Here is a 21,744-nt window from a genome sequence, read left to right as displayed (position 1 = left end):
TCGACGGTGACCGGCTCTGACACCAACCCGCTGCGGGACCCGCAGGACCGGCGGCTGCCGAGGATCGCGGGCCCCTCGGGCCTGGTGATCTTCGGGGTCACCGGCGACCTGTCGCGCAAGAAGCTGATGCCCGCCGTGTACGACCTGGCGAACCGGGGGCTGCTGCCGCCGGGCTTCTCCCTCGTCGGCTTCGCCCGCCGCGAGTGGGAGGACGAGGACTTCGCGCAGGTCGTCCACGACTCGGTCAAGGAGCACGCGCGCACGCCGTTCCGCGAGGAGGTGTGGCAGCAGCTCTCCGAGGGCTTCCGGTTCGTCCAGGGCGACTTCGACGACGACGGGGCGTTCGAGCGGCTGCGCACCACCATCGAGGATCTGGACAAGGCCCGCGGCACGGGCGGGAACTTCGCGTTCTACCTCTCCGTGCCGCCGAAGTTCTTCCCGCTGGTCGTCAAGCAGCTCAAGGAGCACCGGCTGGCCGACCCGGCCGGCGACTCCTGGCGGCGCGCGGTCATCGAGAAGCCCTTCGGGCACGACCTGAAGAGCGCCGAGGAGCTCAACCGGATCGTCCACGAGGTCTTCGAGCCCGACCAGGTCTTCCGCATCGACCACTACCTCGGCAAGGAGACCGTCCAGAACATCCTGGCGCTGCGCTTCGCCAACACGATGTTCGAGCCGCTCTGGAACCGGTCGTACGTGGACCACGTGCAGATCACGATGGCCGAGGACATCGGCATCGGGGGCCGCGCCGGCTACTACGACGGCATCGGCGCCGCCCGCGACGTCATCCAGAACCACCTGCTGCAACTGCTGGCGCTGACCGCGATGGAGGAGCCGACGGCCTTCGACGCGCAGGCGCTGGTGGCGGAGAAGACCAAGGTGCTGGAGTCGGTGCGCCTGCCCGAGGACCTGGGCCGGCACACGGTCCGCGCGCAGTACACGGCCGGCTGGCAGGGCGGCGTGAAGGTGCGCGGCTACCTGGAGGAGGACGGCATCGACCCGCACTCCGGGACCGACACCTACGCCGCGATCAAGCTGGAGATCGACAACCGCCGCTGGGCGGGCGTGCCGTTCTACCTGCGCGCCGGCAAGCGGCTCGGCCGCCGGGTCACGGAGATCGCCGTCGTCTTCCAGCGGGCGCCGCACCTGCCGTTCGACACCACCGACACCAGGGAGCTGGGCCAGAACGCGCTGGTGATCCGCGTCCAGCCGGACGAGGGCATCACCGTGCGGTTCGGCTCCAAGGTGCCGGGCACGTCGATGGAGGTGCGGGACGTGACGATGGACTTCGCCTACGGCGAGTCCTTCACCGAGTCCAGCCCCGAGGCGTACGAGCGGCTGCTGCTGGACGTACTCCTCGGCGACGCGAACCTCTTCCCGCGGCCCCGGGAGGTCGAGCTGTCCTGGCAGATCCTCGACCCGATCGAGGAGCACTGGGCCAGGCACGGCAAGCCCGAGTCGTACACCTCGGGCACCTGGGGGCCGAAGGCGGCGGACGAGATGCTGGCACGAGACGGACGGAGCTGGCGGCGGCCATGAACATCGACCTCACCGAGACCACCTCGGCCCAGATCAACTCCGCGCTCGTGGGCGCCCGGCGGGCCACCGGCACGCCGGCGGTCGGCATGGTGCTGACGCTGGTGATAGTCACCGACGAGGGCAACCACTACGACGCGCTCAAGGCCGCCAGCCAGGCGTCCAAGGAGCACCCGTCGCGGATCCTGGTCGTCATCAAGCGGCCCGGCCGCTCGCCGCGCGAGCGCGCGCTGGCACGGCTGGACGCGGAGGTCCGCGTCGGCAACGAGACGGACACCGGCGAGACGGTGCTGCTGCGGCTGCACGGCGAGCTGGCGGGGCACCCGGAGAGCGTCGTGCTGCCGCTGCTGCTGCCGGACGCGCCGGTGGTGGTGTGGTGGCCGGAGGACGCGCCGGACAACCCGGCGGAGGACCTGCTCGGCAAGCTCGCCACCCGCCGCATCACGGACGCGGCGGCCTGCGAGGACCCGGTCGACGCGCTGCGCCGGCGGGCCACGGCGTACGCGCCCGGGGACACCGACCTGGCGTGGACGCGGATCACGCCGTGGCGCAGCGTGCTGGCGGCGGCGCTGGACCAGCGGCACGCGGCCATCGAGTCGGCGGTGGTGGAGGGCGAGGAGTACAACCCCTCCACGGAGCTGCTGGCGCTGTGGCTGGCGGAGCGGCTGCGGGTGCCGGTGGAGCGCACGGGCTCGCCGGGGCCGGGGCTGACCGCGGTGCGGCTGCTGACGACGGACGGCGTGATCTGCCTCGACCGGCCGAACGGCGCGCTGGCGGAGCTGGCGGTGCCGGGGCAGCCGGAGCGGCACGTGGCGCTCAAGCGGCGCACGACGGCGGAGCTGATCGCGGAGGAGCTGCGGCGGCTGGACCCGGACGAGGCGTACGCGCACGCGGTGGCGTTCGGCGTGGAGCGGCTGGCGCCGGCGGGTGCGGTGGAGGCGGATGTGGCGGAGGCGGAAGCCGGGGCCGGGACCGCGAAGAAGACCGCGCAGAAGAAGCAGCCGGCGAAGAAGGCGGCCGCGAAGTCGTCCTCGGCCAAGTCGTCGTGAGCGGGGCGCCGTGAGCACGCCGCAGATCGTCGTCCACCGGGACAAGGAGCTGATGGCCGAGGCGGCCGCCGCCCGGCTGATCACGAAGGTCGTGGACGCGCAGGCCGCCCGGGGCGCGGCGTCGGTCGTGCTCACGGGCGGCCGCAACGGCAACGGGCTGCTGGGTGCGCTCGCCGCGGCGCCGGCCCGGGACGCGGTCGACTGGTCGCGGCTGGACCTGTGGTGGGGCGACGAGCGCTTCCTGCCCCCGGGCGACCCCGACCGCAACGCGACCCAGGCGCGCGCGGCGCTACTGGACGCGGTGCCGCTCGATCCCGCGCGGGTGCACGAGATGCCGGCGGCGCAGGCGGAGTTCGGCGCCGACGCGGACGCCGCGGCGGCGGCGTACGCGCGTGAACTGGCCGCCGCGGCCCGGCCGGAGGACCACGGGCCGGTCCCGGCGTTCGACGTGCTGCTGCTGGGCGTGGGCCCGGACACGCACGTCGCGTCGCTCTTCCCGGAGCTGCCGGGGGTACGGGAGACGGAGCGCACGGTCGTCGGCGTCCACGGGGCGCCGAAGCCGCCGCCGACGCGGATCTCGCTGACGCTGCCGGCGATCAGGGCGGCACGGGAGGTGTGGCTGCTGGCGGCGGGCGAGGACAAGGCCCGCGCGGCGGCGATGGCCCTGTCGGGCGCGGGCGAGATCCAGACCCCGGCGGCGGGCGCCCGCGGCCGGGCCCGCACCCTCTGGCTCCTGGACCGCCCCGCCGCGGCCCTGCTCCCGCCGACGCTGTACCCCCCGGCGTCACCGTAGCGGGAGGGAAAGCCCCCGACCGGACTCCGGCCCCGGGCAGCGGTGCGGTCGGCAGGGCGCACAGGCCCGGACCGGTCTCGCGTCAGGGCAGGGCGCGGGCCAGCGCCACCGCGCCGGCCAGGCCGTCGGGGACCGGGGCCGGGGTCACGTCGTACGCGCGCATGCGGGCCGTGAAGCGGGACAGGAGGGGGCCCGCGGGGGCGAGGAGGGCGCCGGTGGTGACCAGGGGCTCGCCCGGCGCCGGGGTGAGCACCGAGACCGTCTCCGCGAGGTGGTCGGCCGCCTCGTCCAGGATCGCCGCGGCCACCGCGTCACCGGCCTCCGCGGCCCGTACGACCACGGGGCACAGCCGCGCGATCTCCACCGGCGCCCCCGCGAACCCGGCGTCCACCAGCGCGATCCGCGCCACCGGGTCCCCTGCGGAACCGCGCGGCCCCGCGGCCGGGTCCCGCTCCCGCAGGCGCCCCACTCCCGGATCCGCCGCGGCCTCGTCCGCACCACCCGCCGGTGTGGAAGCCTCCGCGCTCTCCCCTCGCGTCCCCGGTCCTCCCCCGCCCGTCGCCTCCGTGAGCAGCCCCACCAGCGCCGTCGCCGGGCCCCGGCCGTCCAGGGACCGCAGCGCGGCCCGCAGCGCCTGCCGGGCGATCCAGAAGCCGCTGCCCTCGTCGCCCAGGAGCCAGCCGTGGCCGTCGATCGTCCTCGTCTGCCGCCGGGCCGTGATCCGGGCCGCCGCCGCACCCGTGCCGGCGATCGCCACCACCCCCGACGACGGCGCGCCCGGGCCGGCCGCGAAGGCGATCTCCGTGTCGCCGCGCACCTGCACCGGCACCGGCCCCATCCCGCCCCGGCGCAGCGCCGTGCGCAAGGCCGCGTACGCCGCCCGCGTGCCCGTGTCGTCCGGGTTGCGGGGCTCCGCCCCGGCGACCCCCGCGACCACCGACGCGACCCGCCCCGGACCCGCCGCCTCCGCCAGCGGCGCCAGGCACGCCGTCAGCCGGGACGCCAGCACCTCCGGCGGCACCGCGCGCGGGTTGCCCGCGCCCGCGGACGCCGTACGCAGCATCCCGCCTCCCGCCGAGCGCGCGAGTGCCGCGCGGATCCTCGTCCCGCCCACGTCGATGCCGATGACCAGTTTCTCCACTGCCCGCTCCCGGTGGTCGGCCCCGCGCCGCGCCCTTGACGTGCCGTGCGCGACTGCCTGAGATTGACCCCGCGTACGGCATGTTGTCCAGACCACTCCCGGGAGCACCGATGAGCCTCAAGCCGATCAGCGCAGCCGCCTTCACGGCCGCGGCCCTGACCTCACTCCGGAAGGTCGCGGAGGGGCAGCGCGCCGAGGTCGGCGCCGCCGCGACGGTGTTCGCGGACGCGCTGGGCGGCGACGGCGTGATCCAGGCGTTCGGCACCGGCCATTCCGAGTCGCTGGCGACCGAGATCGCCGGCCGCGCCGGGGGCTTCGTGCCGACGAACAAGATCGCCCTGCGGGATCTCGTGATCCACGGCGGCGAGCCCCCCGCGCTGCTCTCCGACGCCAAGCTGGAGCGCGACCCCGCCACCGCCCGCCGGCTGTACGAACTGGCCGCGCCGCACCCCGCGGACGCCTTCGTCATCGCCTCGAACTCCGGCATCAACGGCTGCGTCGTGGAGATGGCCGCCGTCGTCAGGGAACACGGCCACCCGCTCGTCGCGATCACCTCGCTGTCCCACGGCAGCCGCGCCGAGTCCCGGCACCCCTCCGGCAAGCGGCTGACCGACCACGCCGACGTGGTGCTCGACAACGGCGCGCCCTTCGGCGACTCCGTGCTCACGCTGCCCGGCGGCGGCACGGCCTGCGCGGTGTCGTCGATCACCGGCGCCCTGCTCGTGCAGCAGGTCGTCGCCGAGGCGATCCGGCTGCTGGTGGAGCGCGGCGCGACGCCGCCGGTCTACCTGTCGGCGAACATCCCCGAGGGCGACGCGCACAACGCCGCCCTGGAGGCCCGCTACGCGGGCCGGATCCGCCGCGGGGCGTAGCGCAGCAGCACCAGCGCCGAGTCGTCGTGCAGCTCGGGCGCCCAGTCCGCGAGGTCGCGCCGCAGCGCCGCCAGCACCTCCGCGGGCGGGCGCTCGCGCGGGGCGCGGGCGTAGCGCTCCGCCAGCGGGAAGAACTCGCCCGCCGCGCTGCGCGCCTCCAGCACGCCGTCGGTGGCCAGCAACAGCTCGTCGCCCTCGGCGAGCGCGATGACGGTCTCCTCCGCGTCCTGCAGGGACCGCGACAGGCCGAGGCCCAGCGGCGGGCCGCCGTGCAGGTCGGTCTCGCGTACGCGGCCCGCGGCGCTGCGGAGCAGCGGCGGGGGGTGGCCGTGGTTGAGGGCCCGGCACAGGCCCTCCGCGGAGATCGTCAGCAGCAGCACGGTGGCGAAGTCCTCGGGGCCGCCGTCGCGCGCCAGGCTACGGTCGATGCGGGCGGCGATCCGGTCCAGCTCCGGCTCCTCGTGCGCGGCCTCGCGGAAGACGCCGATGGCCATGCCGGTGGTGCGGACGACGCCGAGGCCGTGGCCGCGTACGTCGCCGATGAGGACGCGGACGCCCCAGCGGGTGTGGATCACCTTGTAGAAGTCGCCGCCGATCATCGCCTCGTCCGCGGCGGAGCGGTAGGAGTGCGCCACGTCCAGCGGCCCGGCGCGGGCGGGCGGCACGGGCAGCAGGGCCTGCTGGGCGACGTTGGCGACCCGGGTGACGCTGGTGAGCCGCCGCTCGCGGACGAGGCGCTCGCGGTACACGACGAGCCCGACCACGGTGGCGCAGCCGATGGCGACGATGCCCGACCAGAAGCCGAGGTCGAGCTGCCTGAAGTTCCACCAGCTCAGCGCGGTGCCGAGGAGCAGCGCCCCGGCGCCGGCGACGAGGATCGCCCGCCGGGTGCCGTTGACCGCGACGAACACGGGCACCACGGCGAACATCGCCTCCATCGTGTGGCCCTGGGCCGCCGCGATGTCCACGGCGGTGGCGCCCGCGAGGAAGACCCCCGCGACCCAGTAGGAGGTCCCGCGCAGCCACCGCATCTCTCCAGGCTGCCGCGCGGGACCCCGCCCCGCGAGCCGAACGCCGCCGAACGCCGCAGGTCAGCGCCCCTCGGCGGGTCTCGGTACGGTCAGCGCCCCCTCAGCGCCCGGTAGGCGTCGACCAGCGCGAGGGTCGAGCCGTCCAGCCCGTCGACCTCCGTGCCGTCCGTGAGCGCCGGCTCCAGCCGCTTGGCCAGCACCTTGCCCAGCTCGACGCCCCACTGGTCGAAGGAGTCGATGTCCCACACCGCGCCCTGCACGAAGACCTTGTGCTCGTAGAGCGCGACGAGCTGCCCCAGCACCGAGGGCGTGAGGCCGTCGGCCAGGATCGTCGTCGTCGGGTGGTTGCCCGGGAACGTCCGGTGCGGCACCTGCGCCTCGGGCACGCCCTCGGCCGCCACCTCCGCCGCCGTCTTGCCGAAGGCGAGCGCCTGTCCCTGGGCGAAGAGGTTGGCCATCAGCAGGTCGTGCTGCCCGGTCAGCTCGCCCAGCTCGGGGACCGGCCGGGCGAAGCCGATCAGATCGGCGGGGATCATCTTGGTGCCCTGGTGGAGCAGTTGGTAGTACGCGTGCTGGCCGTTGGTGCCGGGGGTGCCCCAGACCACGGGTCCCGTCTGCCAGCCGACGCGCTCGCCGTCGCGGTCGGTGGCCTTGCCGTTGGACTCCATGTCGAGCTGCTGGAGGTAGGCGGTGAACTTCGACAGGTAGTGGCTGTACGGGAGCACGGCGTGCGACTGCGCGTCGAAGAAGTTGCCGTACCAGATGCCGAGGAGCCCCAGCAGCAGCGGCGCGTTCTCCTCCGGCGGCGCGGTGCGGAAGTGCTCGTCGACGAGCCGGAAGCCGGCCAGCATCTCGCGGAAGGCGGTCGGGCCGATGGCCACCATCAGGGACAGGCCGATGGCCGAGTCGAACGAGTAGCGCCCGCCGACCCAGTCCCAGAACTCGAACATGTTGTCCGTGTCGATGCCGAACTCGGCGACCTTCGCCGCGTTGGTCGACAAGGCGACGAAGTGCTTGGCGACCGCCTCGTCGCCGGCGTCCAGGCCCGCCAGCAGCCAGCGCTTCGCGGCGGTGGCGTTGGTGATCGTCTCGATCGTGGTGAAGGTCTTGGAGGCGATGACGAACAGCGTGGTCTCGGGGTCGAGGTCGCGCACGGCCTCGTGCAGGTCGGCGCCGTCGACGTTGGAGACGAAGCGCACGGTCAGATCCCGCTGGGTGTACGCGCGCAGCGCCTCGTACGCCATGGCCGGGCCCAGGTCGGAGCCGCCGATGCCGACGTTGACGACGGCGCGGACCGGCTTGCCGGTGTGGCCGCGCCAGTCGCCCGAGCGGACCCGGTCGGCGAAGATGGTCATCCGGGTCAGCACGTGGTGCACGCCGGGCACCACGTCCACGCCGTCCACCTCGACGGACTCGGCGCTGGGCGCGCGCAGCGCGGTGTGCAGCACGGCGCGGTCCTCGGTGATGTTGATCTTCTCGCCGCGGAACATGGCGTCGCGCAGCCCGGCGACTCCGGTCGCGGCGGCGAGTTCGCGCAGCAGGCGCAGCGTCTCCTCGGTGACGAGGTGCTTGGAGTAGTCCAGGTAGAGATCGCCGACACGGAGCGTGTACCGGCGGCCGCGCTCGGGGTCGGCGGCGAACAGCTCGCGCAGGTGCGTGGCGCCGAACTCCTCGCGGTGCTTGGCGAGTGCGTGCCACTCGGGGGTCTGGTCGAGCCTGGTGCGTGACGTGGTGTCGGCCATGCCGTCCAACCTAATTGATCCCGGAGCGCGCCGCCGGTCCGAGCGCGAGCACCCCGAGGCCGGTCAGCAGGGCCGCGGCCAGCGCCGGCGTGTTCTGCCCGAGCGCGCCGGCGAGCACCCCGCCGAGCACGGCCCCCAGCGGCACCACGGAGATCGACACGGTCCGGAAGGCCGCGCCGGTCCGGCCGATGGCCCCGGCCGGGCTGCGCCGCTGCAGGACGGTGATCTCGGTGGCGGTCCAGAGCATCCCGGCGAAGCCGAGGACGGCGAGCGCGGCGCCGGCCGCGGGGAGACTGCGTACGGTGCCGAAGGCCGTCAGGCACGCCGCCTGGGCGAGGCCCGCCCAGACCAGGGTGCGCGGGGCGCCGAGGGCGGCGGCGACCCGGCCGGCGGCCATACCGCCGGTGACGCTCCCGATGCCGTACGCGGTGAGCGCGAGGGCGTACCCGGTGGTGCCCGCGCCGAGCCAGCCCGTCAGGTGCAGCACGAGGGTGGCGACGAGGGCGCCGAAGCCGGTGTTGGCGACGACGGTGGCCGCGCAGACGCCCCGGAGCACCGGATCGGCCCACAGGGCGCGCAGCCCGTCGGCGACGTCCCGGCGCAGCGGCGTCCCGGAGCGCTCGGCGGGCGGCCGGGGCCGGTGCGGCAGACCGGCGACCAGGACGGCGGCCAGCAGGTACGAGGCGGCGTCCACGGCGTACGGCACGGCCGCCCCGGCGCCGACGAGCACGGGCACCAGCGGCGTACCGGCGAAGCGGTGCACGGCCTCCTGGCCGGCCAGCAGCCGCCCGTTCGCGGTGCCGAGCGCCGCGGTGGGCACGACGGCGGGCAGCAGGGCGGTGGCGGCGTTGTCGAAGACGGTCTGCAGCGCGGTGAGCGCGAAGGCGAGGACGAGGAGCAGGGCGATGCCGGCCCGGTCCAGCCACACCGCGAGCGCGAACGCGGCCATCAGGAACCCGCGCAGCACGTCCGTGATCCACATCGCGCGCCGCTGGTCCACCCGGTCGGCGATCGCGCCGCCGATCAGCCCGAAGAGCAGCCAGGGCAGGAAGCCGCAGGCGGTGACGAGCGCGACGAGCAGCGTGGAGTCGGTCAGCTCGACGGCGAGCAGCGGCAGCGCGGCGCCCCGCAGGGCGTCGCCGAAGCGGGAGACGACGGCGGCGGACCACAACCGTCCGAACCCCCCGCGCCAGGTCGGTGCCGCGGTGTGCCGCGGGTGGACGGTCTCGGGTCGCATGCCGGGACCGTAGGTACGCGCGTCCTCAGGGCACCTCGGGCGGTTGCCCTATCCGCCGCCTCAGATCGGGCGGCCGGTCCTGCGGCGGAACGGCTCGGCGCACTACGGCGCACTGCCGGTGCCGGGAAAGGGGTGGAGGCCGCCGGCGCGGCTCGGGCGGCTCGGCGCTGTGCCGGGGGCCGCCCGTGAGCTCGGCCGGGGTCAGATCTCGCCGCGGAGCTTGGCGAGGGCCTCGGCGAGGATGGCCTCGCCGTCGGCGTCGCTGCGCCGCTCGCGCACGTACGCGAGGTGCGTCTTGTAGGGCTCGGTGCGGGGCGGGTCCGGCGGGTTGTCCGGGTCCTGGCCCGCCGGGAAACCACAGCGCGGGCAGTCCCAACTGTCCGGGATCTGTGCGTCGGTGGCGAAGCTGGGTCGGGTCTCGTGCCCGTTGGAGCACCAGAAGGAGACGCGCAGGCGTGGCGCTGACTCGCCTCGCTCCGCCTCCCCCATCGGCCCGGCGCCGACCCGGCTTCCACGGATCGCGTTGCCACTTGCCACGGTCGTAACTCCCTGCGTGAAATGCGGCGAGGCATCGTCGGCGACCCCGCCGCGGGCGCCCTAGTCTACGTACCGCCAGTCGCCGTGGTGGCTCAGCTGTCGAACTTCATCAGCAGGCCCAGCACCACGATGATGGCGAACCAGATCAGGCCGACGACCACGGTGATCCGGTCCAGGTTGCGCTCGGCGACGGAGGAGCCGCCGACGGAGGACTGCATGCCGCCGCCGAACATGTCGGACAGGCCGCCGCCCTTGCCCTTGTGCATGAGGACGAGCATCATCAGCAGCCCGCTGAAGATGATCAGGGCGATGGAGAACGCCACGGTCACGGCTTTTTCCAACTCTCTCGGTGACGGACGGATACGTAAGGGGGCCGGTGCAGTCATTCTGCGTGACCGGCCCCCGACAGCCTACGACGAACAGGCGGCCCGGGCCTACTCCCCGGATCGGGGGAAGCGGCCCGGAGCCGCGGACCTCACTGGTCGCGGAAGCGGACGATCTTGACGAACTCGTCGGCGTCCAGCGAAGCGCCGCCGATCAGCGCGCCGTCCACGTCGGGCTGCGCCATGATCGCCGCGACGTTGCCGCTCTTGACGGAGCCGCCGTACTGGATGCGCACCGCGGCCGCCACCTCCTCGCCGTACAGCTCGGCCAGCCGCTGCCGGATCGCGCCGCAGACCTCCTGCGCGTCGTCCGGGGTGGCGACCTCGCCGGTGCCGATGGCCCACACCGGCTCGTAGGCGACGACGATGTTCTCCGCGTCCTCCGCGGAGACGCCCTTCAGCGCCCCGTCGAGCTGCGCGAGGGTGTGCGCGACCTGGTCGCCGGCCTTGCGCACCTCCAGGCCCTCGCCGATGCACAGGATCGGCGTGATGCCGTACTTGAACGCGGCCTTGACCTTGGCGTTGACGAGCGCGTCGTCCTCGCCGTGGTACTGCCGCCGCTCGGAGTGGCCGACGACGACGTACGTGCAGTGGAGCTTGGCCAGCATCGGGCCCGCGATGTCGCCCGTGTACGCGCCGGCGTCGTGCGGCGAGATGTCCTGGGCGCCGTACTTGATCTTGAGCTTGTCGCCGTCCACGAGCGTCTGCACCGAGCGCAGATCGGTGTACGGCGGCAGGACCGCGACCTCGACGGCCTCGTAGTCCTTGTCGTGGAGCGCGAAGGCGAGCTTCTGGACGTGCGCGATGCCCTCAAGGTGGTTGAGGTTCATCTTCCAGTTGCCCGCCATGAACGGGATACGGGTCGGCTTGTCGTTCATCGTTACGGGTCAGTCCTCCAGTGCGGCGAGGCCGGGGAGCGTCTTGCCCTCGAGGTATTCGAGGCTGGCGCCGCCACCGGTCGAGATGTGGCCGAACGCATTCTCGTCGAAGCCCAGGATGCGCACGGCGGCGGCGCTGTCACCGCCGCCGACGACGGTGAACGCGGAGCTGTCCACCAGTGCCCGCGCGACCGCGCGGGTGCCGTCGGCGTAGTCGGGGTGCTCGAACACGCCCATCGGCCCGTTCCAGAAGACCGTGGCGGCGTCGGCGATCTTCGAGGCGAAGAGGCGGCCGGACGCCGGGCCGATGTCCAGCCCCATCACGTCGGCGGGGATGGCGTCGGCCGGTACGGTCACGGGCTCGGTCGGCGCCTGCGCCTTGACGTCCGGGAACTCCCGGGCGGCGACCACGTCGACGGGGAGCACGAACTCCACGCCGAGTTGCTCGGCCCGCGCCAGGTACTCGCGGACCGCGGGCACCTGCTCCTCCTGCAGCAGGCTGGAGCCGACCTCGTACCCCTTGGCCTTGAGGAAGGTGTACGCCATGCCGCCGCCGATGAGGATGCGGTCGGCCTTCTCCAGCAGGTGGTCGATGACCCCGAGCTTGTCGGAGACCTTGGCGCCGCCGAGCACGACCGCGTACGGCCGCGCGACGTCCTCGGTGAGCTTGCGCAGGACGCCCACCTCGGCGGCGATGAGGTAGCCGACATAGTGCGGCAGCCGGGCGGGCAGGTCGTACACCGAGGCGTGCTTGCGGTGGACGGCGCCGAAGCCGTCGCCCACGTACACGTCGGCCAGTTGGGCCAGCTCGTCCGCGAACGCGCCGCGCCCGGCGTCGTCCTTCGCGGTCTCGCCGGGGTTGAACCGCAGGTTTTCGAGCAGCGTGACCTCGCCGTCGCCGAGCCCGGCGACGGTGGCCTTCGCGCTCTCGCCCACGGTGTCCGTGGCGAACTCCGTCTTCTTCGCGGAGTCCCCGAGCAGTTCGCCCAGCCGGCGCGCCACCGGCGCGAGCGAGAACGCCGGGTCCGGCGCACCCTTGGGGCGGCCGAGGTGGGAGGCGACGACCACCCGGGCACCGGCCTCGGCCAGCTTGGCGATCGTCGGGACGACGGCGCGGATGCGGCCGTCGTCGGTGATGGTGGTGCCGTCCAGCGGCACGTTGAGGTCCGCGCGGACGAAGACCCGCTTGCCGGCGATGCCTTCGCCGAGGAGGTCGTCGAGCGTCTTCATCAGGACTCCTGCATCACTGCTGACACCGCCCGCGCGCCGCCGGGGAGCGGCGCGCGCGGCGGCCTGGTCGTCGGAACGAGCGAGGGCCCGCCGCCGTGCGACGGCCGGGCCCCGGCCCACCTGCGCTGCCGGGAAGCCGCGGCTCCCCGGCTGCCGCCCGGCCTGGCCGGCGCGGCGCGGGCGTCGCGCTCAGAGGCGCTCGCCGACGAAGGTGGTGATGTCGACCAGACGGTTGGAGTAGCCCCACTCGTTGTCGTACCAGCCGACGATCTTGACCTGCTTGCCCTGCGCCATCGTCAGCAGGGAGTCGAAGGTGCAGGACGGCGCGGTGTTGACGATGTCCGAGGAGACGATCGGGTCCTCGGTGTACTCCAGGATGCCCTTGAGCTGGCCCTCGGCGGCCTTCTGGTACGCGGCGTTGACCTCGTCCCTGGTGACCTCGCGGCTCAGTTCGACCACCAGGTCGGTGACCGAGCCGGTGGGCACCGGCACGCGCATCGCGATGCCGTCCAGCTTGCCCTTGAGCTGCGGCAGGACGAGCGCGGTGGCCTTCGCGGCGCCGGTGGTGGTCGGGATGATGTTCTCGGCGGCGGCGCGGGCGCGGCGCAGATCCTTGTGCGGGAAGTCCAGGATCCGCTGGTCGTTGGTGTAGGCGTGGACGGTGGTCATCATGCCCTGCACGATGCCGAAGTTCTCGTCCAGCACCTTCGCCATCGGCGCGACGCAGTTCGTCGTACACGAGGCGTTGGAGATGATGTGGTGGGTGGCCGGGTCGTAGGAGTCCTCGTTGACCCCCATCACGATGGTGATGTCCTCGCCCTTGGCGGGCGCGGAGATGATGACCTTCTTGGCCCCCGCGTCCAGGTGCTTCTGCGCGTCCGCGGCCTTGGTGAAGATGCCGGTGGACTCGATGACCACGTCCACGCCCAGGTCACCCCAGGGCAGGTTCGCCGGGTCGCGCTCGGCGAGCATCCTGATGGGGCGGCCGTCGACGGTGATGGCGTCGGCGGTGTGGCTCACCTCGGCCTTGAGCTTGCCGAGCAGGGTGTCGTACTTCAGCAGGTGTGCGATGGTCGCGGCGTCACCCAGGTCGTTGAACGCCACGACCTCGATGTCCGCACCCTGCTCCAGGATGGCGCGGAAGTAGTTGCGGCCGATGCGGCCGAAGCCGTTGATGCCTACGCGGATCGTCACGAACCGATCTCCTCGTTGGTACGCCGGTCCTTCATCGACCGGTGCTCTGACTGGGAATCCCCGACCACTGCCGACCCTACCGCTTCCGCACCCGCGTGGCGGCCCGGACCCCGCCGGTGACGCGGACCGCGGCCCGTACCCCCCGGTAGGGCTACGGGCCGCCGCCGTGATCCGGCGTCGTCGCCGGTCAGCGGGCCTGTGTCAGCGCCTCAGATGGGACAGTGCGCGGCTCAGAAGAGCGGCGCGCGCGGGCTTGTCGGCGACGTGCTCGACCCCGAAGCCGACGAGGACGGTGTCGCGGGTGGAGACGGCCGCGTAACTCTCGAAGAGCTTGCCGGAACGGCCCAGTCGGCGTCGGCCGCGGGGCTGCCGGGCGGCGGCCCCGGCGCCGTCCAGGCGCCGAGTCCGGTCTCGAAGCCCTCCGTGTCGCGCTCGGCGCCGCCGACCACCACGGCGGTGTCGTCGGCGAAGAGACCGCTGCCGCCGGTGCCCGGGTCGGTGACGTACGACAGGGACAGCTCGACCTGCTTGCCGGCGTAGGCGGAGAGGTCGTACGAGACCTCCCGCCAGCCGCCGGAGGAGTCGGTCAGGCCGTGCCAGGCGCCGCTGGTGCCGCTCGCGGTGCAGCCGTCCTGGCCCTGGGTGAGGTACTGGCGCAGGAACGGGTGCGCCTGGATGAAGAAGCCCTGGCCGCACTCCTCGGGCACCCGGTCCGTGGTGGCACCGCCGGCCTCCGGCAGCGTCGTCCAGTCGTCCCCGCCCGCGGTACGGGCCTCCAGCAGCACGAAGTCGTAGCCCTCCTCGGTGTCCCGGTTGAGCGCCGTGCGCAGCGCGGGCGCCTCGGCGGCGGTGACACCGGTGAGGTCCACGGTGCGGCGATCGCCATCCACTCGCCCTCGTACGGCGCGTAGGGGTTGACGCCGCCCTCGTACGCCCCGGCCTGGGCGGAGGCGAACTGCGGGAAGTCCGCGGGCGGCAGCGCGTCGGAGGTGACGGTGTACGCGCCGGCGCCGTCCAGCGGGTTGCCCGCGGCGTCGCCGAGGCCGCCGGCCGTGCCGCCGAGCGCGCCCGCGCCGGTGAAGCCGTCGGGGCCGACGGTGGCGGAGCGGGAGTAGGCGCCCAGGTAGTACTGGGTCAACTGCCCGGCCCTGCGGGGCCGGTTGCGGGTAGGTCCCCGCTGGCTGTGGGGTTGCCTCCCGCGTCTGAGCCGTTCAGCCTATGGGCCGGACGGCTGGGACGCGTGACTCACGCCCCGCAGTCCACACGGCCTGGCCTCTGCGGGCGAGGACGTGGGACGCGTTCCGGTCGGCGTGCGCAACGACGCCGCACGACCGGCAAGCGAATCGGGCCTGGGAGGTGCGGTTGCGACGATCGACACGTCCGCACCGCGCGCACTCGTGGGAGGAGTGGGCTGGGTCTACGAACACGAGTGGGACACCGGCCCGCCGCGCCTTGTAGACGATGAAGTGTGCGAGTTGGGCGAAGGCCCAGGAGTGAAATGCGACCCTCCCCCAGCCTTCGGCCGGGCGGTGCCCCCAGGGCTTGCGGAGCCGTACCCGGGCGCGGATGCCCTGAGGTCCTCCAGGGACAGGCCGCGTCCGGTGCGTTCAGCCTCGGTCACGATCGCTTTGGCGGTGATGTGGTTGATATTCCTGACGTGCCGCCGTTCGCGGCGGGAGCGTTCCTTCAGCCGACGCCTGGCGGACAAGGCGGCTGATACGAGGATCGCACTGGCTCTTCGCTCATGTGCCCCTCTTTGGGTCGTCTGTCTCGTGGACGAACAGCAGTCAGGCTGCGGGGTGCTCATGTCCGCGTCAAGATGCCGGAGAGGTGAAGAAGCCGCGGTGCGGCCGCGGTTGAGGGGTGTTCGGGGGCGGCGCCGGACGCCGCCGGGCGGGGCGGGCGTCAGCCCACCATCTCCTCCGTGAGGTTCGCCTCCGTGCCCGGGATACCCAGGTCGCCGGCCCGCTTGTCGGCCATGGCGAGCAGCCGGCGGATACGCCCCGCGACCGCGTCCTTCGTCAGCGGGGGGTCGGCGAGGGCGCCCAGCTCCTCCAGCGACGCCTGCTTGTGCTCCATGCGCAGCCGGCCGGCCGCCGCCAGGTGCTCCGGCACCTCGTCGCCGAGGATCTCCAGCGCCCGCTGCACGCGTGCGCCGGCTGCGACCGCCGCGCGGGCGGAGCGGCGCAGGTTGGCGTCGTCGAAGTTGGCCAGCCGGTTGGCCGTGGCGCGCACCTCACGGCGCATCCGGCGCTCCTCCCAGGCGAGTACCGACTCGTGCGCCCCGAGCCGGGTGAGCAGGGCGCCGATGGCGTCCCCGTCCCGTACGACGACGCGGTCCACGCCGCGCACCTCGCGGGCCTTGGCCGGGATGCTGAGCCGGCGGGCGGCGCCGACCAGGGCGAGGGCCGCCTCCGGGCCCGGGCAGGTGACCTCCAGCGAGGAGGAGCGGCCGGGCTCGGTCAGCGAGCCGTGGGCGAGGAAGGCGCCACGCCAGGCGGCCTCGGCGTCGCAGGTGGCGCCGGAGACGACCTGCGGGGGCAGCCCGCGGATGGGCCGCCCGCGGCCGTCGACCAGGCCCGTCTGCCGGGCCAGTTGCTCACCGCCGGCGACCACGCGGACCACGTACCGGCTGCTGCGGCGCAGCCCGCCGGGAGCCATGACGATCATCTCGGAGCCGTGCCCGAAGATCTCCAGGATGTCCTTCTTCAGCCGCCGCGCCGCGATGCCGGTGTCCAGCTCGGCCTCGATCACGATGCGGCCGCTGACGAGGTGCAGTCCGCCGGCGAACCGCAGCGTGGCCGAGACCTCCGCCTTGCGGCAGCACGTCCGGGTCACGGGGAGCCGCGAGATCTCGTCCTTCACCGCTGCCGTCATCGCCATGGCCCGATCCTTCCATGCATCCGAAAAATACGGTCGTACGCGGCGGCCAGCAGCTCCGGATCGTGCCGGGGAGTCCCGTCGGTCCGCGCCACCGGCGCCAGCTCGACCGAGCCCTCAAGCTCTTTCGCAGCCTCGCGCAACCCGTCGCGCTCTGCCGCACCGGGCACTGCATCCTTGTCGGCCAGCACCACGTCGAGGGCGAGTTTAGGGGCGTGTCGTCGCAAAACCTCCAAATGACGCCGCGGGGAAAATCCGTCCGTTTCCCCCGGCTGCGGAGCGAGGTTCAGGGACAGGACCTTGCGGGCCTTGGTCTCCACCAGGGCCTGGCGCAGGTCCGGCACCAGCAGGTGCGGAATGACGGAGGAGAACCAGGAGCCCGGGCCGAGCACCACCCAGTCCGCCTCGCGGACGGCCTCGACGGCGGCCGGGACGGCCGGCGGGTCGGCGGGCACCAGGTAGACCTGCTGCACCTCACCGGGGGTGAGGGCCACGGTGGCCTGGCCGGCCACGGTGGTGACCGCCTCCGGCAGCTCCGGCGCGTGGCCGCGTACGTCGGCGCGCAGCTCCAGGGGCACCGCGGACATGGGCAGCACCCGGCCGTGCGCGCCCAGGAGCGTACCGACCAGGTCGAGGGCCGCGACGTGGTCGCCGAGCTGCTCCCAGAGCGCGACGATCAGCAGATTGCCGACGGCGTGGTCGTGCAGCTCGCCCTGGCTGGTGAACCGGTGCTGGATGACGCGGGACCAGGTCTGGCCCCAGTCGTCGTCGCCGCAGAGCGCCGCCAGCGCCTTGCGCAGGTCGCCCGGCGGCAGCACGCCCAGCTCGGCGCGGAGCCGGCCGGACGAGCCGCCGTCGTCGGCGACCGTGACGACGGCGGTGAGATCGCCGGTGATCCGGCGCAGCGCGGCGAGGGAGGCCGACAGGCCCATCCCCCCGCCGAGCGCGACCACCTTCGGCTGCGAACCGGGTCTGCGGGCGCCCCGGCGACGCAGCCGGAGGTTCCGGCCACCGGCGATCCGGCTCACTCGCGCCCCATGTCCCGGTGGACGACGACGGTCTCGATGCCGTCCGAGGCGAGCCGGCGGGCCAGCCGCTCGGACATCGCGACGGAGCGGTGCTTGCCGCCGGTGCAGCCGACGGCGACGGTCACGTACCGCTTGCCCTCGCGCCGGTAACCCTCGGTGACCAGGTGCATCAGCTCCGCGTAGCCGTTGAGGAACTCCTTGGCGCCGGGCTGGTTGAAGACGTACTGCGCGACGTCCTCGTTGAGCCCGGTGAACTGGCGCAGCTCGGGGACCCAGTGCGGGTTCGGCAGGAAGCGGCAGTCCACCACCAGGTCGGCGTCCACCGGCAGGCCGTACTTGTAGCCGAAGGACATCACCGTGGCGCGCAGCTCCGGCTCCTCGCCCCCGGCGAACTGGGCGTCCATCTTCGCGCGCAGCTCGTGCACGTTCAGGCTGGAGGTGTCGATGACCAGGTCGGCGTCGCCGCGCAGCTCGCGCAGCAGGTCGCGCTCGGCGGTGATGCCGTCGAGGATGGTGCCGTCGCCCTGCAGGGGGTGCGGGCGGCGTACGGACTCGAAGCGGGCCACCAGCGAGTTGTCCGACGCCTCCAGGAAGACGATGCGCCGGGGGACCCCCTTCTCCTTCAGGTCGGCCAGGGACTCCTTCAGATTGTCGAAGAAGCGCCGGCCGCGGACGTCCACGACGACCGCGATCCGCGCCACGTTCCCCTGCGAGCGGGCGCCCAGCTCCACCATGGTGGGGATGAGAGCGGGCGGCAGGTTGTCCACGACGAACCAGCCGAGGTCCTCCAGGCACTTCGCGGCCGTGCTCCGGCCGGCGCCCGACATCCCGGAGATGATCACCAGCTCGGGGATGCCCGCCTGCGCGGAGTCACCCGTCTCGCCCGGCCCGGTGGCCGCGCCACCCGTGGTCACGGTGGTCTCGTCGGTTTCGTCTGTCCCGTTGTCGTTCATCGCTCTGTCCCCCGGTCCTCACTCGTCCATGATCTCTCCGGTGGCGGTGTTCACCGCCGGCGCGGCCGGTGCCGCCTGCGCAAGGGTCGCGGCGATGTTTTCGGCCGTCTTGCGGCCGATGCCGGGAACCTCGCAGATCTGATCAATAGTCGCAGCTCTGAGCCGTTTCACCGAGCCGAAATGCTTCAGCAGCGCCCGGCGGCGGCTCTCCCCCAGGCCCGGCACGTCGTCCAGCGGCCCGGCCTTCATGCTCTGGGCCCGTTTCTTGCGCTGATAGGCGAGGGCGAAGCGGTGGGCCTCGTCCCGTACGCGCTGCAGCATGTACAGGCCCTCGCTGCTGCGCGGCAGGATGACGGGGTCGTCGCTGTCCGGCAGCCAGACCTCTTCGAGGCGCTTGGCCAGGCCGACCACGGCCACGTCGTCCACGCCCAGCTCGCCGAGGGCCCTCTTGGCGGCGGTGACCTGCGGCCGGCCGCCGTCGACGACCACGAGCTGGGGCGGGTAGGCGAACTTCCTGGGCCGCCCGGTGTCGGGATCCCGTCCGGCGGGCCCGTCCACGGCCGGGTCCTCGCCGTTGCTGCGCTCGGCCGCCGCCTCGGCCTCCGGGTCGCCCCACTCCCCCGTCTTCTGCTTCTCCTGCACATACCGCCGGAACCTGCGGGTGATCACCTCGTGCATCGCCCGTACGTCGTCCTGGCCGGTGAAGCCCTTGATCTCGAAGCGGCGGTACTCGCTCTTGCGGGCGAGGCCGTCCTCGAAGACGACCATGGAGCCGACGACGTCGTCGCCCTGCAGATGCGAGATGTCGTAGCACTCGATGCGCAGCGGCGCGGAGTCCAGCTCCAGCGCCTCGGCGATCTCCTCCAGCGCCCGGGAGCGGGTGGTCAGGTCGGAGGCGCGCTTGGTCTTGTGCAGGACGAGGGCCTGCTGCGCGTTCCGCGCGACCGTGGCGAGCAGGTCCTTCTTGTCACCGCGCTGCGGTACCCGCAGGTCCACCCGGGCCCCGCGGCGCTCGGTCAGCCACTCCCGTACGGGCCCGGCGGGCTGCGGCAGCGCCGGGACCAGCACCTCGCGCGGGATGGCCTCGGCCTGCTCGTCCCCGTAGAGCTGCTGGAGCGCGTGCTCCACGAGGCCGGCGCTGTCGACGGCCTCCACCCGGTCGGTGACCCAGCCCCGCTGGCCGCGCACCCGGCCGCCGCGGACGTGGAAGATCTGCACCGCCGCCTCCAGCTCGTCCTCGGCCAGGGCGATCAGGTCGGCGTCGGTGGCGTCGGCGAGGACGACCGCGTTCTTCTCCATGGCGCTCTTCAGCGCCCCTATGTCGTCGCGCAGCCGCGCGGCCTTCTCGTACTCCATCTCCTCGGCGGCTTCGTGCATCTGCCGCTCCAGCCGCTTCAGATACGCGCCCGTACGGCCCGCCATGAAGTCGCAGAACTCCTCGGCCAGCTCCCGGTGCTCCGCGGCCGTGACCCGCCCGACGCAGGGCGCGGAGCACTTGCCGATGTACCCCAGCAGACAGGGCCGGCCGATCTGCGCGCTGCGCTTGAAGACCCCGGCGGAACAGGTCCGCACCGGGAAGGCGCGCAGCATCAGATCGACGGTCTCGCGGATGGCCCACGCGTGCGCGTACGGCCCGAAGTAGCGCACGCCCTTGCGTTTGGGGCCGCGCATGACCTGCACCCGCGGATACTCCTCGTTGAGCGTCACGGCGAGGGACGGATAGCTCTTGTCGTCCCGGTACTTGACGTTGAACCGGGGGTCGTACTGCTTGATCCAGGTGTATTCGAGCTGGAGCGCCTCGACCTCCGTGGCCACCACCGTCCACTCCACGGCGGCGGCGGTCGTGACCATCGTGCGGGTGCGCTGGTGCAGCCCGGCCAGGTCCTGGAAGTACGACGAGAGCCGCTGCCGCAGGCTCTTGGCCTTGCCGACGTAGATGACCCGGCCGTGCTCGTCCCGGAACTTGTAGACCCCCGGAGAGTCGGGAATCTGCCCGGGCTTGGGACGGTAACTGGACGGATCGGCCATGGTTCCCACCCTACTGTCGCGCACTGACGCCGACCCGTCCGCCCACACCCGTGTACCGAGCCCGCGACACTCCGGTGACCGTATGGTCGCCGGGGCGTGCCCGTGTTGCCTTCCGGGGACCTGCGGGCGGCGGTCGGACCGTACGCTGGGCACATGATCGTGGTTGGTGGTGAGGCTCTGATCGATCTCGTGCCGGCCGGGGGCGGGGGTGTGCTTCCCGCGCTGCAGCCGGTGCGGGGCGGCGGGCCGTACAACACGGCGGTGGCGCTGGGGCGGCTCGGCGCGGACGTCGCGTTCGCCTCGCGGGTCTCCACGGACGCCTTCGGGGCGGCGCTGATGGCGGGGCTCGATGCGGCGGGGGTGGAGACCGGCCTCGTCCAGCGGGGCGAGGAGCCCACGACGCTGGCCGTCGCCGACGTCAGCCCGGACGGGTCCGCGGGCTTCCGCTTCTACGCCGAGGGCACGGCCGACCGGCTGTTCCGGGCGCCGGACACGCTGCCTGCGGGAGCGCGGGCGCTGGCGGTGGGGACGTGCTCGCTGGTGCTGGAGCCGGGCGCGACCGCGTACGAGACCCTGCTGAAACGCGCCGCCGCGGACGGGTTGTTCACCTTCCTGGACCCGAACATCCGCGCCGGGCTGATCGCGGAAGCCGACGCCTACCGCGCCCGCTTCCGCGCCTGGCTGCCGCACGTGGCGCTGCTGAAGCTGTCGGTGGAGGACGCGCAGTGGCTCGCCGGCGGGCGGCCGTGGGCCGAGGCGCTGCCGGAGTGGCTGGCGGCCGGGCCGCGGGCGGCGGTGCTGACGCGCGGCGGCGAGGGGCTGACGGCGGTGGTCGCGCGGGGTCCCGGGCGGTACGACGTGGCCGCGCCGCCGGTCGAGGTGGTCGACACGATCGGCGCGGGCGACACCGTCAACGCGGCGCTGCTGCACTGGTTCGACTCCCACGACGCCCTCTCCCCCGATGCCCTGGCCGGTCTCGACCCGGCCGGCTGGCGCGCCGCGCTCGGCCACGCCGCCCGCGCGGCGGCGATCACCTGCTCGCGTGCGGGCGCCGAGCCGCCGTACGCGGCGGAGCTCGCGGAGTTCGCGGACGGCTGAACCGCGGCGATGCGGTCGCTGAGCTGGCTGGCGCGCTGCGCCGTCGGGTCGCGCGGCGGGACGTGCTGGACCACGGTCACCGAGCGCACCGACGGGTCCGCCGCCGCCGCCTCCAACTGCCGCTTCAGCTCCGCAAT

General features: G+C 73.5%; 18 protein-coding genes and 2 pseudogenes. 5 read left to right on the top strand and 15 right to left on the bottom strand.

The window, feature by feature from the left end; translation table 11 throughout:
• Nucleotides 1–6: 6 nt before the first annotated feature.
• From zwf to pgl, 3 genes are read left to right on the top strand one after another with little or no spacing between them, the layout of a single operon-like run.
• Nucleotides 7–1,536 (top strand): glucose-6-phosphate dehydrogenase, encoded by a 1,530-nt coding sequence (zwf, locus tag ABGA99_RS33500; protein ID WP_347575614.1) that lies wholly within the window; start codon nt 7–9, stop codon nt 1,534–1,536.
• Nucleotides 1,533–2,582, top strand: coding sequence for a glucose-6-phosphate dehydrogenase assembly protein OpcA (gene opcA, locus ABGA99_RS33495; RefSeq protein WP_347575613.1), 1,050 nt, complete (start codon nt 1,533–1,535; stop codon nt 2,580–2,582). The genes zwf and opcA overlap by 4 nt, the downstream gene beginning before the upstream one ends.
• Nucleotides 2,583–2,592: 10 nt before the next feature.
• Nucleotides 2,593–3,375 (top strand): 6-phosphogluconolactonase, encoded by a 783-nt coding sequence (gene pgl / locus ABGA99_RS33490; RefSeq protein WP_347575612.1) that lies wholly within the window; start codon nt 2,593–2,595, stop codon nt 3,373–3,375.
• Between the two features lie 82 nt (nt 3,376–3,457).
• Here the strand turns inward: pgl and ABGA99_RS33485 are convergent, their stop codons facing one another.
• Entirely contained in the window at nt 3,458–4,516 is a 1,059-nt protein-coding gene (locus tag ABGA99_RS33485; protein ID WP_347584102.1) for a BadF/BadG/BcrA/BcrD ATPase family protein, read from the bottom strand.
• A gap of 110 nt (nt 4,517–4,626) precedes the next feature.
• Here ABGA99_RS33485 and ABGA99_RS33480 point away from each other — a divergent pair, with 110 nt between their 5' ends.
• The gene (locus ABGA99_RS33480) at nt 4,627–5,388 is read left to right on the top strand and encodes an SIS domain-containing protein (protein WP_347575610.1); all 762 of its coding nucleotides are present in this window, start codon (nt 4,627–4,629) and stop codon (nt 5,386–5,388) included.
• Here ABGA99_RS33480 and ABGA99_RS33475 read toward each other — a convergent pair.
• The 14 genes and pseudogenes from ABGA99_RS33475 to uvrC form a co-directional block, all read right to left on the bottom strand.
• Nucleotides 5,358–6,419, bottom strand: a complete 1,062-nt coding sequence (locus tag ABGA99_RS33475; protein WP_347575609.1) for a PP2C family protein-serine/threonine phosphatase — start codon at nt 6,417–6,419, stop codon at nt 5,358–5,360. The genes ABGA99_RS33480 and ABGA99_RS33475 overlap by 31 nt on opposite strands.
• 89 nt (nt 6,420–6,508) lie before the next feature.
• A complete protein-coding gene (gene pgi, locus ABGA99_RS33470; RefSeq protein WP_347575608.1) occupies nt 6,509–8,161 on the bottom strand; it encodes a glucose-6-phosphate isomerase in 1,653 nt (550 codons plus the stop codon).
• 10 nt (nt 8,162–8,171) lie between these two features.
• Nucleotides 8,172–9,398 (bottom strand): MFS transporter, encoded by a 1,227-nt coding sequence (locus tag ABGA99_RS33465; protein ID WP_347575607.1) that lies wholly within the window; start codon nt 9,396–9,398, stop codon nt 8,172–8,174.
• Between the two features lie 201 nt (nt 9,399–9,599).
• A complete protein-coding gene (locus ABGA99_RS33460) occupies nt 9,600–9,935 on the bottom strand; it encodes an RNA polymerase-binding protein RbpA (protein WP_347575606.1) in 336 nt (111 codons plus the stop codon).
• Nucleotides 9,936–10,027: 92 nt separating this feature from the next.
• Nucleotides 10,028–10,258 carry a preprotein translocase subunit SecG gene (secG, locus tag ABGA99_RS33455; RefSeq protein WP_037720488.1) on the bottom strand — a complete coding sequence of 77 codons (231 nt, stop codon included), beginning with the start codon at nt 10,256–10,258 and terminating at the stop codon, nt 10,028–10,030.
• A 152-nt stretch (nt 10,259–10,410) separates the two neighbouring features.
• Entirely contained in the window at nt 10,411–11,196 is a 786-nt protein-coding gene (gene tpiA / locus ABGA99_RS33450) for a triose-phosphate isomerase (RefSeq protein ID WP_347575605.1), read from the bottom strand.
• A 9-nt stretch (nt 11,197–11,205) separates the two neighbouring features.
• Nucleotides 11,206–12,426, bottom strand: coding sequence for a phosphoglycerate kinase (locus tag ABGA99_RS33445; RefSeq protein WP_347584101.1), 1,221 nt, complete (start codon nt 12,424–12,426; stop codon nt 11,206–11,208).
• Between the two features lie 189 nt (nt 12,427–12,615).
• A complete protein-coding gene (gene gap, locus ABGA99_RS33440) occupies nt 12,616–13,620 on the bottom strand; it encodes a type I glyceraldehyde-3-phosphate dehydrogenase (RefSeq protein WP_347575603.1) in 1,005 nt (334 codons plus the stop codon).
• A 201-nt stretch (nt 13,621–13,821) separates the two neighbouring features.
• Nucleotides 13,822–14,755: pseudogene (locus ABGA99_RS33435) on the bottom strand (zinc carboxypeptidase); the annotation flags it as partial.
• Between the two features lie 76 nt (nt 14,756–14,831).
• Nucleotides 14,832–15,325, bottom strand: a pseudogene (locus ABGA99_RS33430) (transposase); the annotation flags it as partial.
• A gap of 200 nt (nt 15,326–15,525) precedes the next feature.
• Nucleotides 15,526–16,503, bottom strand: coding sequence for a DNA-binding protein WhiA (whiA, locus tag ABGA99_RS33425; protein WP_347575601.1), 978 nt, complete (start codon nt 16,501–16,503; stop codon nt 15,526–15,528).
• Nucleotides 16,494–17,528: a uridine diphosphate-N-acetylglucosamine-binding protein YvcK gene (gene yvcK / locus ABGA99_RS33420; protein WP_347575600.1), complete on the bottom strand. Its 1,035-nt coding sequence runs from the start codon at nt 17,526–17,528 to the stop codon at nt 16,494–16,496. Before yvcK ends, whiA begins: the two co-directional genes overlap by 10 nt.
• On the bottom strand, nt 17,525–18,481 hold the full coding sequence (gene rapZ / locus ABGA99_RS33415; protein WP_347575599.1) for an RNase adapter RapZ: 957 nt from the start codon (nt 18,479–18,481) through the stop codon (nt 17,525–17,527). Before rapZ ends, yvcK begins: the two co-directional genes overlap by 4 nt.
• An 18-nt stretch (nt 18,482–18,499) precedes the next feature.
• A complete protein-coding gene (uvrC, locus tag ABGA99_RS33410) occupies nt 18,500–20,509 on the bottom strand; it encodes an excinuclease ABC subunit UvrC (protein WP_347575598.1) in 2,010 nt (669 codons plus the stop codon).
• Between the two features lie 153 nt (nt 20,510–20,662).
• On the opposite strand from uvrC, the gene ABGA99_RS33405 reads away from it, so the two are divergent.
• Complete coding sequence (locus ABGA99_RS33405; protein ID WP_347584100.1) at nt 20,663–21,607, top strand: carbohydrate kinase; 945 nt, start codon at nt 20,663–20,665, stop codon at nt 21,605–21,607.
• The last annotated feature ends 137 nt before the right edge of the window (nt 21,608–21,744 follow it).

The organism is Streptomyces sp. B5E4 (genome assembly GCF_039871555.1).
Lineage (GTDB): Bacteria > Actinomycetota > Actinomycetes > Streptomycetales > Streptomycetaceae > Streptomyces.
This window is presented reverse-complemented; position numbering and strand designations above follow the sequence as displayed.

Coding starts and splice junctions, on each gene's coding strand:
- ABGA99_RS33465 (WP_347575607.1), bottom strand. CDS start 9,398: ATGCGACCCGAGACCGTCCACCCGCGGCACACCGCGGCACCGACCTGG.
- uvrC (WP_347575598.1), bottom strand. CDS start 20,509: ATGGCCGATCCGTCCAGTTACCGTCCCAAGCCCGGGCAGATTCCCGAC.
- whiA (WP_347575601.1), bottom strand. CDS start 16,503: ATGGCGATGACGGCAGCGGTGAAGGACGAGATCTCGCGGCTCCCCGTG.
- ABGA99_RS33480 (WP_347575610.1), top strand. CDS start 4,627: ATGAGCCTCAAGCCGATCAGCGCAGCCGCCTTCACGGCCGCGGCCCTG.
- ABGA99_RS33445 (WP_347584101.1), bottom strand. CDS start 12,426: ATGAAGACGCTCGACGACCTCCTCGGCGAAGGCATCGCCGGCAAGCGG.
- ABGA99_RS33475 (WP_347575609.1), bottom strand. CDS start 6,419: ATGCGGTGGCTGCGCGGGACCTCCTACTGGGTCGCGGGGGTCTTCCTC.
- opcA (WP_347575613.1), top strand. CDS start 1,533: ATGAACATCGACCTCACCGAGACCACCTCGGCCCAGATCAACTCCGCG.
- tpiA (WP_347575605.1), bottom strand. CDS start 11,196: ATGAACGACAAGCCGACCCGTATCCCGTTCATGGCGGGCAACTGGAAG.
- rapZ (WP_347575599.1), bottom strand. CDS start 18,481: ATGAACGACAACGGGACAGACGAAACCGACGAGACCACCGTGACCACG.
- ABGA99_RS33405 (WP_347584100.1), top strand. CDS start 20,663: ATGATCGTGGTTGGTGGTGAGGCTCTGATCGATCTCGTGCCGGCCGGG.
- pgi (WP_347575608.1), bottom strand. CDS start 8,161: ATGGCCGACACCACGTCACGCACCAGGCTCGACCAGACCCCCGAGTGG.